The organism is Vibrio penaeicida, assembly GCF_019977755.1.
In the GTDB taxonomy this organism is placed as follows: domain Bacteria; phylum Pseudomonadota; class Gammaproteobacteria; order Enterobacterales; family Vibrionaceae; genus Vibrio; species Vibrio penaeicida.
Map to the genome: position 1 here is coordinate 1,437,431 of NZ_AP025144.1, position 14,599 is coordinate 1,452,029.

Here is a 14,599-nt window from a genome sequence, read left to right on the forward strand (position 1 = left end):
AACAGGATGAACAATGAGTGATGTAACTCAAGATGTTGTAGAGCAACCAATCGATGAATTGGTTAGCTGGGTAAAACAACACGATTTCTCATTGAACTTGTCTACTGAACGTCTGGCTTTTCTGATTGCGTTAGCCGTTTTAAGTAACGAGAGATTTGATGAAGAGTTGGGTGAGGGAGAGTTGCACGATGCGTTCTCTATCGTCACCCGCTTGTTTGAAGAAACGGGGGAAGCTTCTGCATTTCGGGCGAATAACGCCATCAATGAAATGGTTAACCAGAAGCTATTAAGCCGATTTACCAGTGAAATTACAGACGGCGCAAGCATCTATCGCTTGTCGCCATTAGCGGTTGGCATTACCGATTATTATGTGCGCCACCGAGAGTTTTCAAAGTTACGATTGTCCATTCAGCTGTCCATGGTGGCAGGTGAAATGGAGAAAGCGATCGCAGCTGCAAAAGAAGGCGGTACACCAGGTCATTGGCAAAAAAATGTTTATGGCGTTTTGAAATACTCAGTGGGTGAGATTTTCGATCAAATCGACCTCAATCAACGAGTCATGGACGAACAGCAGCAATTGGTCAAAGACCAAATAGCGGAGCTGCTGAACCAAGATTGGCGTGAGGCCATCAATAGTTGTGAAGCACTGCTCAGTGAAACATCCGATACCCTAAAAGAGCTACAAGATACGCTGCAAGCCGCTGGCGATGAAATGCAAACTCAGATCCTTGATATTCAAGGGCTTGTTTACGGACAAGATGATTTGCAATTCGTAGAAGAAGCGCTTTACGGGCTGCAAATGAAGCTAGACCGCATTGTAAGCTGGGGTCAGCAGACCATCGATCTATGGATCGGCTACGACCGCCACGTGCACAAGTTTATCCGCACCGCTATCGACATGGACAAAAACCGCGCCTTCAGCCAGAGATTGCGACAGTCTGTAAAAGACTATCTCGACGCTCCTTGGTTGTTGACGTATGCCGACGCTGAAAGGCTGCGAGATATGCGTGATGAAGCTTTGGTTCTGCGTGATGATGAAGTCATGGGGCAAGTACCAATGGATGTCGAATACGAAGAGTTTGAGCAAGTAAATGATGAGTTATCAGAAAGAATAAACGACATGCTCAAGGCTCATAAAGAGCGAGGCGCCTCCATCGATTTGGGGGTGGTTCTACGTGATTACCTTTCGACACATCCACAAACGCATCATTTTGATTTAGCTAGAATTGTTGTCGACCAAGCCGTGCGCTTAGGTTACTCAGAATCTGATTATCAGGCGATTCAACCTGATTGGCAGGCTATCAACGATTTTGGCGCTAAGGTACAAGCAAATGTCATTGACAAATACTGAAGAATATATGCCAGAGAAACTGGCAAAAGCGATTTCCAACCCGCTGTTTCCCGCGCTGGATAGTGCACTTAGAGCTGGGCGACATATCTCCTCTGAAGATATGGACAACCACGCATTGCTGAGTGATTTCGAGACCGAACTTGCCCTGTTTTATCAACGTTATAACACTGAATTAGTGAAAGCGCCTGAAGGCTTTTTCTATCTTCGACCACGTTCTACCTCTTTGATTGGTCGAAGTGTTCTTTCGGAGTTAGATATGCTGGTCGGAAAGGTACTGTGTTTCCTATATCTGAGCCCTGAAAGGCTGGCTCATGAAGGTATTTTTACCAATCAAGAGCTTTACGACGAAATGATCTCGCTAGCGGATGAGAAAAAGCTCATGAAGTTGGTGACCAATCGGGCGACGGGTTCTGATCTCGATCGTGAAAAACTGTTCGATAAAGTCCGTACGTCATTACGACGCTTACGCCGATTAGGCATGATCATCTCTATTGGCGAAAACGGGAAATTCCGAATCAGTGAAGCGGTATTCCGATTTGGTGCCGATGTGCGTGTGGGTGATGACATGCGTGAAGCGCAATTACGATTAATCCGCGATGGTGAAGCCGTTGTTCACCAACAAGAACCTAGCCAAGTCAGCTTGCTAGAAGAGCCTGAAGAAGAACAAGAAATAGAGGGTGAAGCATGATTGAAAGAGGTAAATATCAATCACTAACCATGATCAACTGGAACGGTTTTTTCGCACGTACTTTTGATATCGATGGGTTGGTTACGACACTTTCTGGTGGTAACGGTGCGGGTAAATCGACCACGATGGCGGCGTTTATTACCGCACTAATTCCCGACCAAAGCTTGCTGCATTTCCGAAATACGACAGAAGCGGGTAGCTCTCAAGCCTCGCGCGATAAAGGGTTGTACGGTAAGTTACAACCGGGTACCTGTTATGCGGTTCTTGATGTGGTTAACTCACGCAACCAGCGACTATTGTTTGCCGTAAAATTACAGCAAGTGGCTGGGCGAGACAAAAAAGTCGATATTAAGCCGTTTGTTATTCAGGGTTTACCAAGTCACATCAAACCGACCGATGTGCTTATTGAAAGTGTATCGGAAAAACATGCACGTGTTCGCCAAATCAATGAAGTAAAAGAAACGGTGCTCCTGCATGAAGGAGTTCATTTCAAAGCATTCTCTTCTGTTGTTGAATACCACTCGCAAATGTTCGAATTTGGTGTGTTGCCGAAGAAACTTCGCAACAGCAGCGACCGTTCTAAGTTCTATCGGTTGATTGAAGCGTCTCTATACGGCGGTATTTCTAGTGCTATCACACGTTCGTTACGCGACTACCTACTGCCTCAAAATGGTGGAGTAAAGAAAGCATTCCAAGACATGGAATCCGCACTGCGTGAAAACCGCATGACGCTGGAAGCCATTAAAACCACTCAAGCTGATAGGGATTTGTTTAAGCATTTAATCACGGAGTCGACGAATTACGTTGCAGCTGATTATATGCGTCATGCGAATGATCGCCGTAACAAGCTTGAATCAACGATGTCTTTGCGCTCAGAGTTGTTTGGATCGCGTTCTCAGTTAATCGAACAGAACAACTTACTCAACCGTGTGCAAGAAGAGCTCGAACTACTGGTTGAGCAAGAAGGCGGGTTGGAGCAAGACCATCAAGCCGCGTCCGACCACCTTCAGCTAGTTCAAAATGCCCTTCGACAACAAGAAAAAATCGAACGCTACCAAGAAGATCTAGAAGAGCTGAGCGAGCGCCTTGAAGAACAGAGCATGGTGGTTGAAGAAGCTCAAGAACGTTTGCTTGAAGCAGAAGAGCAGGCTCATATTTCAGAAGAAGAAGTAGACAGCTTGAAAACACAGCTTGCGGATTACCAGCAAGCGCTGGATGTTCAGCAGACTCGTGCATTGCAGTATCAGCAAGCCGTTAAGGCACTGGAAAAAGCGAAAGAACTGGCAGGATTCGATGGCCTCACCTCTGACAATGCCACCACTCTATTGAGCGAGTTAAAGCAATCAGAGCAAGACAAAACAACCGCGTTGTTATCCATCAAACACAAATTGGATATGTCTTCTGCTGCCGCAGAGCAGTTTGAGCAAGCGTATACGCTTATTAAGAGCATTGTAGGAGAGGTAGAACGCACTCAGGCTTCTACTGCCGCCAAAGCTAGCCTACAGAAAGCCCGTGAGAATCAACAACTGCTGCAAAATGAATCACAATGGCAAGCGCAGTATCGTGATTTAGAGAGAAGCCTTAATCAGCAGCGTGTCGCGCAGCAAAGTGTTGCGGAATATCAGAAGCAGCACAGTGTAGATTTGGTTGATGAGTTAACTCTCGAGCAAGAACACGAACGCCACAGTGCAACGATTGAATCTGTTGAACATGATAAAGAAGTATTACGTGAACAACGCAGTGAACTTCGCCGTCACCAGCAAGATGCAGACGCTGAAATCAAAAAGTTTGAAGCTATTGCGCCTACTTGGATTGCTGCTAACGATGCACTTGAAAAGCTGAAAGAGCAATCCGAATCGGATTTATACGACAGTCAGGCAGTGATGTCTGAGATGCAACAAGTCCTTGAGCGAGAGAAATCTCAATCGATGGCTAAAGATAAGCTAGGTGAACGACGTACTCAGCTGGATCATGAAATTGAACGCTTGGCATCACCGGGTGGCTCTAACGATCCACGTCTTAAAGGGTTAGCGGATACGTTAGGCGGTGTACTGCTTTCTGAAATCTACGACGACATCACGATTGATGATGCGCCGTATTTTAGTGCGATGTACGGTCCAGCACGTCACGCCATTGTGGTGTCTGACCTTTCAGGTATTAAAGAGAAGCTCATAGAGTTAGACGATTGCCCTGAAGATTTGTACATCATCGAAGGTGACGTAGATGCCTTCGACGACAGCTCATTCAATGCCGATGAACTTGAAGGCGCGGTTTGTGTTCAGCTGAACGATCGCCAAATGCGTTACTCTCGTTTCCCAGAAATTCCGTTGTTTGGACGCGCTGCGCGTGAACAACGTTTGTCGCTGCTGCGAGAAGAACGAGACGAAGTTGTGGAGAAGCATGCGAAAGCGTCGTTTGATTCGCAGAAGCTTCAGCGCCTTTACCAAGCGTTCAACGAATTTGTGGCGAAACATATTGGTGTCGCTTTTGAAGCAGACCCAGAGCAAGCCCTTCAAGTTGCACGTGATAAACGCAACCAATTTGCTCGCCAGTTATCTGACTTGGAAAACCGCGAACAGCAACAGCGCAGCCAGCTTACGGCATCTAAACAGGCACTGTCACTGCTTGATAAGCTAGCGCCAATGATGGGCGTGATAGAAGATGAAACCTTAGCAGAACGCCATCAAGAATTGGAAGAAAAACTCGCAAGTTTAAGTGAAGCGAAGCACTTCCAAAGCATGCATGGTAAAGCGGTTGCTCAACTTGAAAAAATTGCCTCTGCTCTAGAAGCGGATCCAGAGCAATTCGATGCGCTGCAAGCGGAGCACGAAGCAGCAGATATTGAACTTCAAGGTCTGAAAACGACGCTCTTTGCTTTGGCGGATTTGGTAGAGCGTCGTCATCACTTTAGCTATTCCGACTCGGTTGAATTACTGAATAAAAGCAGTGAATTGAGCGAGCAGTTGAAATCAAAGCTAGTGGAAGCGGAGCGAGCGCGCACGCGTCACCGTGAAGTATCAAAGCAGTCCCAACAACAGCTCAGCCAGTATAATCAGGTGCTTGCATCACTTAAAAGTTCACACCAAGCGAAAGCGGAGACGATGCAAGAATTCCGTGCAGAATTGCAAGAGTTTGGTGTTAACGCGGATACTGGGGCAGAGGAGCGTGCGCGTAATCGTCGCGATGAGTTACAAGAACGCTTACACGCTTCCCGTAATCGCAAGAGCGAATTCGAGCGCACAATCACATCGACAGAGCTGGAAATGAAAGCTTTAGCGAAGCGCTTGAAGAAAGTTCAGAAAGAATACATTGAACTTCGTACCTTTGTGGTAGCCGCGAAAGCGGGATGGTGTTCTGTTCTTCGACTTGCAAGAGAAAATGATGTAGAGCGTCGTTTACATCGACGTGAACTGGCTTACATGTCGGCAGGTGAATTACGCTCTATGTCCGATAAGTCACTTGGCGCGTTGCGTTTGGCTGTTGCGGATAATGAAGACCTACGCGATGCATTACGATCGTCCGAAGATAACTCTCGACCAGAGAAAAAGGTGCTCTTTTACATTGCGGTGTATCAGCATCTTCGTGAGCGTATTCGTCAAGATATTATTCGTACAGACGATCCCGTTGAAGCTATTGAAGAAATGGAAGTGGAGCTGGCTCGTCTTACCGAAGAGCTGACTCAACGTGAAAACCGTTTGGCAATCAGCTCTGAATCGGTAGCTGCGATCATCAAGAAGACGATTCAACGAGAGCAAAACCGAATTCGTATGCTTAACCAAGGGTTATCGAACATCTACTTTGGTCAGGTAAAAGGCGTTCGTTTGAACGTGAATATTCGTGAAAGCCACGAAATTCTTCTCAATGGTTTAGCAACACAGCAAGAACAACATAAAGACCTGTTCGAAAGTACACGCTTTACGTTCTCTGAAGCGATGGCCAAATTGTTCCAGCGTGTTAACCCACACATTGATATGGGGCAGCGCTCACCGCAAGTGTTGGGCGAAGAGCTGTTAGATTACCGAAACTACCTAGAATTGAGTGTTGAAGTTAACCGTGGCTCAGATGGTTGGTTGCAAGCAGAATCGGGAGCCTTGTCAACGGGTGAAGCCATTGGTACCGGTCAATCCATTCTGTTGATGGTGGTACAAAGCTGGGAAGAGGAATCTCGACGCTTACGCAGTAAAGATATCGTGCCTTGTCGTCTTCTTTTCTTAGATGAGGCCGCTCGTCTTGATGCGAAATCGATCTCGACACTGTTTGAACTCTGTGATCGTTTGGGCATGCAACTGCTTATTGCGGCGCCAGAAAATATCAGCCCAGAAAAAGGGACCACCTATAAACTGGTTCGTAAGGTATTTAAAGACCACGAGCACGTGCATGTTGTAGGGCTAAGAGGGTTTGGTGACACGCCTAAGGTAAGTGATGCCGCTCAAGAAGCATTGGAAGAAGCGGATTTAGTCGATTAACTTCCAAGCCTTCACTGTTATTAGCAAATAGAGTTCGCTAAGCCGAATGACGCCTCTTTTTCTGGAGGCGTTTTTTGTTCCATATTTTCATTTCGAACGCACACTGTACTCAAACAAATTCAGGATGTAGGATTCAAAGCTCTACTTTTAGTTACTTGGGTAGAGTAATAAGAGTATCGCAATAACGGACAGTTTTTATGAAAAGGAAATCGCTAACGGGTCAACTCAGTGATATCGATTTACGCCTACTACGTATTTTTCGTTGTGTGGTGGAATCGGGAGGGTTTTCAGCGGCAGAGGTCGCGTTAAATATCAGCCGTGCAGCGATCAGTGCAGCAATGGCAGACTTAGAGATCCGATTGGGGTTTAAGCTTTGCCATCGCGGGCGGTCGGGGTTTTCGATGACCGATGAAGGACAGCAGGTTTACCAGTACACCCTTCAATTACTGGCGTCGTTGGAGGAGTTCAAAACTCAGATTAATACGTTGCATTCGAGCCTCGTCGGTGAATTAAACATTGGTATTACGGATAACATGGTATCGATGACGGAAATGCGCATTACTAATGCTCTTGCGGAACTAAAAAAAGCCGGGCCAGACGTCACTATTAATATTCGAATGATCCCACCGAATGATGTCGAAAAAGGGGTTCTGGATGGCACTTTGCACGTTGGAATGATTCCGCATATCCGCACGTTATCTGGGCTTCAATATGAACCTTTGTATAACGAGACGTCACTACTTTATTGCGGTTCAGGGCATCCATTGTTTTCCGAGACCGTTCAATCCGTCGATCTCACCGAGTGGGATGCAATTGTGCCTGCTTATGCACAAACGCCAAAAATTCAGTCGTTGTATAACACAATGAAAAGCTCAGCCACGGCGACAGATAGGGAAGGTATCGCGTTTCTCTTACTTACAGGGCAGTACTTAGGTTATTTACCGAATCATTTTGCTCAAAGGTGGGTTGATGATGGTGTGATGAAAGCCATTCTGCCTCAGCAATACGGTTACTCCCAGCCCTTTGCCTCTATTACACGTAAAGAGCGTCGAGCAAACTTAGTGTTAGAAACGTTTTTGTCTGCGCTTAATTAAGCGTCAAAGTTTACGTCGCGCTTAAATGGCATAGAGTATGAACGAAATTTAACCGTAAAGGTCAACATACCCTCGCCAGTTTTCCGAAGTGGTCAATTTGGTTAACGCTTTCCGTTTATATGGGAGTTAGCTTGTGTTAGAAATAAAGGCTGTTTGAGCAATAGTAGAATTTCATGGTTTCAGGTACGATTTCGAGAATTTTTTCTGATCAGGTTTTGGCTTATCTTCGCACGCTGGATGAAGAGGTTTCTGACGATCTATTACCAGAACCAGGAGAAGCTGTTCAATACTTGGAAGACGGAAGCTACCTTTATCTGAGTGATTTCTATCAGTTCCTGAATCGGGTGGAAACTTTGACAGGAAACCCTGATTTTGGCTGGGACATCTATCAAGATTTTGATTTTCGAAACATGGGCATCATGGGGTATGCGATAGTCAATTCGACTCATCTCAAAGATGCCATATCGGTCACCTGCGACTATGTTCAATTGGTGCAAAGCCACACAGAAGTATTTCTAAGAACTAGCCTCCATCACCCTGATTGTATGGACTTATGTTACCGCGTGAATTCTGAAGGTTTAGCATCGACGCATGATACCCATATGTCTCTAGGCTTTTTTATCCGCCTTATACAATATTTATGTAATCCAGATTGGAGCCCAGTACTCATTGGTTTAACGCACAGTGAGCGGAAACAAAACATCAGTGAGAAGACTCAGTCTTTGCTTCTGGCAGAGCAGCCATTCAATTTTGTCACGATAGAAAACCACATTCTGGAAGCGCAGATTGCCGCATCGGATCAGCGCTTGTATGACATTATGTGCAGCAATTTGACTGAAAAAATCGACCAACAATCTGAAACACTGTCTTTTTTCCAAGAGCTGGAAGATGTCATCTTTCAACTCTTGTCTGATGAAGAGTGCGGAATTGATAAAGCTGCAGAGCACATGTGCATGAGCCGTCGTACTCTTCAGCGCAGATTAGCGGATCACGATGTGAGCTTTTCCTATTTAGTGGACAACGTTCGTCGTCATTTCGCGTGTCAGTTGTTACATGAAGCTGCTATCTCAATGATCGATATCGCTTTAACTTTAGGTTATTCAGAACTTGCTGCGTTCGACAGGGCCTTCAAGCGCTGGCATGGCATTACCCCTACACAATATCGCGAGTTATTTTTTCCCAAGTAGCGGCTTACCTTAAGTTGTTTTCCTTTCTTTTCGCTTCAGGCGCAGAGCGTTTACTCTTGAATTGCCGTACATTGCTAATGTGCCACTAAGTTGTCACTTCAAGTCAATACAGCGGCTCCTTACCCCTTTATCTTAATTTGAGTTGTTAACAAGTTGTGAATTTCACAATTGTTCTTGGATATCCAAATTAAGAGAAGGTTTCATGGCAGTCACTCGTTCCAATTCCAAAACATCCCATCACTCTTTTACCCCTCGCGCTCGTGACTTGGGTATACCATTAGAAGGTGAAACCGCCACTTTTAATGCCATCACGGATGTAAAAGGGGTGGAAGTTGGATACACCACCTTGATTGATCCGTTGAAAAAAATGTGTACAGGGGTGACCGCTATTCTTCCTAGAGGGAAAAGAAAATCCCCAAGCCCTGTCTGGGCCGGGCAGTACGATCTGAATGGGAATGGAGAAATGACGGGTACCCACTGGATCAATGAAGCAGGGTATTTTCTCGGTCCTGTCTGTATTACGAATACGCACTCTGTCGGTATGGTGCACCATGGCGCGACCCGATGGATGATGGACACCTACGACACGCACTTCAAAGATGGTCACGCTTGGGCAATGCCCGTTGTAGCAGAGACTTACGATGGTTTTATGAATGACATTACGGCTCAGTTTGTCACTGAATCGGATGTACTTGATGCAATCAACCGAGCACAGTCTGGTTCAATAGAAGAAGGCAATGTGGGTGGTGGAACGGGCATGCAAACATACGAATTTAAGGGTGGATCGGGAACCTCATCTCGCTTGGTTAGCATCCCCGGACATGAATTTGTAGTAGGAGTTTTCGTTCAGTCCAATTTTGGGTTGAGGCACGAGTTTAACGTAGCTGGTGTACCTGTAGGTCAATACTTAAACGAAAATTGTCCAATCCTTCAAGCGATGGATAGCGATGCAAGAGACACAGGGTCCATTGTTGTAACCATAGCAACGGACGCCCCGTTACTGCCTTTGCAACTGCAAAGCTTGGCGAAGCGGGCAGCGATAGGGTTAGGCAGAACGGGTACATCTGGTGGTCACTATTCTGGTGATATCTTTCTCGCATTTTCGACAGCAAACGACAATGGCATGTCGTTCAGTTGTGGCACGGTTTTGGACGCAGTTCTGCCTTTAGAGCATGTGAATGAACATTACTTGGATGAGTTCTATATGGCGACGGTTCAAGCCGTGGAAGAAGCGATTTTGAATGCCATGGTGGCAGCAAAAACGACGTTAAGCGTGAAACCAAAAGGATTGGTATTTGATGAAATTGACCATCAAAAGTTGCGTTCGCTGTTAAAGAAGCACAACCGTTTAGTTGACGGGCACTAGGGTCTACAGACCCTAGAACCAATACACATTTATCTGACAAAGGACTGAAGAGAGAAGTGCAATGAATAATTCGATACAACATCCCAATTTACTGTCCATCATGATGCTTGCGTGTGCGGGAGTATTACCTGCTTTCGTGTTTCTCGTCGCCCCTGTCTTCGTCGGTGGGTTGGTTGAAACGGGAATGGCGGTTGATCAAGCTGGCTTCTTGCTGTCGGCAGAGCTAGGGGGCTTTGCTGTTGGTGGGCTAATAGCAACACTGTGTTTGAAAAATACCCAATGGACCCGAATCGTATTCGTAGCGTTGTGGATGATGATTTCTGGGAATCTTGCCAGTGCCTATATTTCTGGCAGTCATGAAAGTAGTTATGAGGTGTTGATGTGGGTACGCGTGATGTGTGGATTAGGGAGCGGAAGTTTGGCTGCCATCATTAACATTGCGCTAAGCAAAACACAAAATAGCGATCGAGCGTTTGCTTATTTGTTGTTTGCTCAACTTTCTTTCAGTGCGCTAGGCATATACTTATTCCCGAATGTCATTGCCTCTGTTGGCAGTGTTAATGTCATCTTTTATGTGCTCGCAGGATTGTGCGTATTGGTTTTTGCTGCAGCACCTATATGGACTCGAAAGCTGTCTATTTCGATCTCGCCCGTCACATCACCTTCTGATACGTCATCGACGCGCAGTATCGTCATTCTGCTTTCTGTGTGCACAATGTTCTTTTTCTACGCTGGCGAGAATGCGGTGTGGGCGTTTTTAGAGGTCATTGCCGAAGAAGGCGGAATTGCAAACAGCGATATTGGGGCATTGCTTGGGACGATAGGCTTAGCAGGTCTTGCGGGCGCTGCGTGTGCGGTGGTTCAAGCTGAAAAACTAGGTCGATTATTTCCTATTTTGCTGACCATTGGTATTCAAGTTGTTGTTGTCATACTTTTACAAGGCAATTTGGAGACCATGCCGTTTTTGTATCTCGCTTCAATATTTAACTTTCTTTGGAATTACTGCGCGCCATATTTGTTTGCTGTCGTGGCAGATTCAGACTCATCAGGTCGAGCGGTGGCACTTAGCATCCCCGCATTAGGTGCGGGGTTAACAGCCGGCCCTTTAGTTGTGGGGGTACTGCTACCAAGCTTCGGTTTATCTATCGTCAATACTATAGCAATTGTCGCTCTTGTATTGAGCGCGATTGCGGTACTGCCATTGATACGTAATTCGGAAGCTTTTAAAGTAGAGACAGCGAGCTAAGAGCTCCAAACATCATAGAGATAACCATTGCTTCAACTCAGATATTGAAAAATCTAGTGTAATGAAAAGTCTAGACACCCTGACGTCCTATTCAAAAGACGTTAGGGTGTTTTTTTATGGAATTAAGGAAATTAATTGCGCAAGTAAATGGTTAACTTAGCGTAACTAACTCTGTATTTAAGTTGCCTAAATTGAACATTACATTGGAGGAAGTGTGTAACCAATAAGGCGATCAGAATATGGAAGTTCAATCTTCTCAACACAGCTCCTTAACCTCTAACAGCAGTTCGTTAACCAAGAAACAGTTGGATGCGCACTGGATGGCGTTTACAGGGAACCGAGATTTCAAACGTGCGCCCAGAATCATCCAGTCTGCAAACGGTCGATATTATACCGATGATAAAGGACGCGAGATCTTTGACGGTTTATCGGGATTGTGGACCTGCGGATTGGGGCATTGTCATCCGCGCATAACAGAAGCGATATCTGAGCAAGCCGCCATGCTCGATTATTCCCCTGCTTTTCAATTTGGTCATTCAAAAGCCTTTGAGCTGGCAGAACGTATTGCCTCGCTGATGCCACAAGATTTAAACCGAGTTTTCTTTACAGGGTCTGGGTCAGAATCGGTTGATACTGCGCTGAAGATAGCGCGAGCGTATTGGAAGAAACGCGGTAAAGCCAGTAAGACAAAGTTGATTGGACGTGCCAAGGGTTACCACGGTGTGAATTATGGTGGAATCAGTGTTGGTGGTATTGGTGCGAACCGAAGCCTCTATGGTGAAGGGCTGGCGAGTGATCACCTTTCTCATACCTTGTTGGAGGAGAATCGCTTTTCCAAAGGGCTTCCAGCAACTGGGGCTGCATTGGCGAATGAACTTGAAGAAAAAGTACTGTTGCATGGCGCAGATAATATAGCTGCTGTGATAGTAGAGCCCATTGCTGGGAGTGCTGGCGTGCTACCGCCCCCGAAAGGATATTTGTCCCGCTTAAGAGATTTATGCACCAAGCACGACATCTTACTGATTTTTGATGAGGTGATTACCGGCTTTGGGCGCATGGGAGCCAACAGCGCCGCGGAACTCTTCGGAGTCAAACCCGATTTAATGACGATCGCTAAGCAGCTCACTAATGGTGCTATTCCAATGGGAGCTGTGGTCGCATCGCAGTCTATATACGACACATTTATGGAAACGGGTGGGTCGGAGTATTTGCTGGAATTACCTCATGGCTACACCTATTCAGCACACCCAATTGCGTGTGCCGCCGCTTTGGCAACATTAGACGTGATTGAACAAGAGGGTGTGATATCTCAAGTGCGTGATCTATCGCCACTCTTCGAGCAGAAAGTCCATAGCCTTCATCCTCATGACTCTGTACTCGATATTCGAAATTTTGGATTGGCAGCCGGCCTCACGTTCTTAGCCAAAGAAGGACAACCACTGCTACGACCATACCAGATAGCCATGTCCTGTTGGCAAAAGGGTTTTTACGTACGTTATGGCGGCGACACGATTCAGCTTGGTGTGCCATTTCAAACAACTGAAAAAGAACTCGACACATTAATTAATGCGTTGGGCGAAGCGATAGAAGAAACGAAGGATTAAAACATGGAAACGATAGGGCATTGGATAAATGGAAGATATGTACAATCACAGGGGCGAGAGCAGGGGGTATACAACCCTGCCCACGGAGAAATACGACGAAATGTGCAGTTGGCAGAACGAGGCACGGTCGAAGATGCGATTCTCGCGGCACAAGCGGCGTTCCAAAGCTGGCGAGACACCCCAGCAACCAAAAGAGCAAGAGTCATGTTCCGCTTTAAGCAGCTGGTGGAAGAAAATCTGGAGCGATTGGCTGTTCTAATTGGAGAGGAGCATGGTAAAACCGTCAGTGATGCGATGGGGGAACTTCAGCGTGGTCTGGAAAACATTGAATTTGCATGTGGCATTGCAGATGCATTGAAAGGCGAACACAGTAAAAATGTAGGAACGGGCATCGATTCCTGGAGTGAATTTCAACCGTTGGGCGTGGTCGCCGGAATCACACCATTCAATTTCCCTGTTATGGTGCCAATGTGGATGTTCCCTCTGGCGATTGCATGTGGCAATACCTTCGTTTTGAAGCCATCTGAACGTGTGCCGAGTTCCACTTTGTTGTTAGGTGAATTGCTGTCACAAGCAGGGTTACCAAATGGTGTGTTCAATATCGTCAATGGCGACAAAGAAGCCGTGGATGTACTGCTTTCAGATGAACGAATCAAAGCTGTCAGTTTCGTCGGTTCAACAGCCATCGCGGAGACGATTTATAAGAAAGCGTCCGAAAATGGCAAGCGTTGCCAAGCATTAGGTGGGGCGAAAAATCACGCCATTGTGATGCCTGATGCCGATATTGATAGTACGGTAAATCAGCTACTCGGCGCAGCATTTGGATCATCAGGAGAACGATGCATGGCGCTGTCTGTAGTTGTTACGGTCGGTGATACGATTGCAGACCAATTGGTTGAAAAACTTCAGCAAGAAATGAGTAAGCTGCAAGTAGGAAGCTGCGAGCAAAGCGAAAGTGATTTTGGCCCCTTAATCACGTATCAGCACCAACAAAAAGTGTCGGGCTATATTGATAGTGCTCAAGAGCAAGGCGCAGATATAGTGGTAGATGGTCGAAATATTGAAGTGGCTGGGTATGAATCTGGTTACTTCATTGGCGGGACACTCATCGATAATGTCACAGCGGAAATGACCAGTTACCAAGAGGAAATTTTTGGACCAGTACTTCAAGTGATGCGTGTGGAATCGATGGAAGACGCAATGTCACTTATCAATGACCATGAGTATGGCAATGGCACCTGTATTTTCACGCGTGATGGCGAGGCCGCTCGGTATTTTTCCGATCGAATTGAAGTTGGAATGGTGGGAATTAATGTTCCCTTGCCAGTTCCCGTTTCCTACCACAGCTTTGGAGGATGGAAGCGCTCGCTATTTGGTGATTTGTCGGCGTATGGTCCTGATGGCATTCGTTTCTACACCAAGAGAAAAACCATCACTCAAAGATGGCTTTCGGCAGATTTACGCGAAAGTGCCCAGTTTGCTTTTCCAAGTTAAAAACCACTTTCATTATTTTGTTAAAAGCCCTTATTTGGGCTTTTTGTAATTTATGTGGTTCATGTCATTAAATCGATATGCATTTAATTGTCTTGCTTGTGTA

Annotated in this window: 9 protein-coding genes; all 9 read left to right on the forward strand. The window is 46.0% G+C overall.

The features are described from left to right. Nucleotides 1–13 precede the first annotated feature (13 nt). The gene (gene mukF, locus LDO37_RS06725) at nt 14–1,351 is read left to right on the forward strand and encodes a chromosome partition protein MukF (protein WP_101115483.1); all 1,338 of its coding nucleotides are present in this window, start codon (nt 14–16) and stop codon (nt 1,349–1,351) included. Further along, nucleotides 1,332–2,039 carry a chromosome partition protein MukE gene (gene mukE / locus LDO37_RS06730; protein WP_180958500.1) on the forward strand — a complete coding sequence of 236 codons (708 nt, stop codon included), beginning with the start codon at nt 1,332–1,334 and terminating at the stop codon, nt 2,037–2,039. Before mukF ends, mukE begins: the two co-directional genes overlap by 20 nt. After that, nucleotides 2,036–6,505, forward strand: coding sequence for a chromosome partition protein MukB (mukB, locus tag LDO37_RS06735; protein WP_126606008.1), 4,470 nt, complete (start codon nt 2,036–2,038; stop codon nt 6,503–6,505). Before mukE ends, mukB begins: the two co-directional genes overlap by 4 nt. A gap of 197 nt (nt 6,506–6,702) precedes the next feature. Then, nucleotides 6,703–7,599 carry a LysR family transcriptional regulator gene (locus LDO37_RS06740; protein ID WP_126606009.1) on the forward strand — a complete coding sequence of 299 codons (897 nt, stop codon included), beginning with the start codon at nt 6,703–6,705 and terminating at the stop codon, nt 7,597–7,599. Between the two features lie 173 nt (nt 7,600–7,772). Beyond that, nucleotides 7,773–8,786, forward strand: a complete 1,014-nt coding sequence (locus tag LDO37_RS06745) for an AraC family transcriptional regulator (RefSeq protein ID WP_126606010.1) — start codon at nt 7,773–7,775, stop codon at nt 8,784–8,786. 202 nt (nt 8,787–8,988) lie between these two features. Further along, a complete protein-coding gene (locus LDO37_RS06750) occupies nt 8,989–10,152 on the forward strand; it encodes a DmpA family aminopeptidase (protein ID WP_126606011.1) in 1,164 nt (387 codons plus the stop codon). A 61-nt stretch (nt 10,153–10,213) separates the two neighbouring features. Further along, entirely contained in the window at nt 10,214–11,398 is a 1,185-nt protein-coding gene (locus LDO37_RS06755) for an MFS transporter (RefSeq protein WP_126606012.1), read from the forward strand. A gap of 239 nt (nt 11,399–11,637) precedes the next feature. After that, a complete protein-coding gene (locus tag LDO37_RS06760; RefSeq protein ID WP_126606013.1) occupies nt 11,638–13,002 on the forward strand; it encodes an aspartate aminotransferase family protein in 1,365 nt (454 codons plus the stop codon). 3 nt (nt 13,003–13,005) lie between these two features. Then, nucleotides 13,006–14,496: a CoA-acylating methylmalonate-semialdehyde dehydrogenase gene (locus LDO37_RS06765; protein ID WP_126606014.1), complete on the forward strand. Its 1,491-nt coding sequence runs from the start codon at nt 13,006–13,008 to the stop codon at nt 14,494–14,496. Nucleotides 14,497–14,599 lie beyond the last annotated feature (103 nt).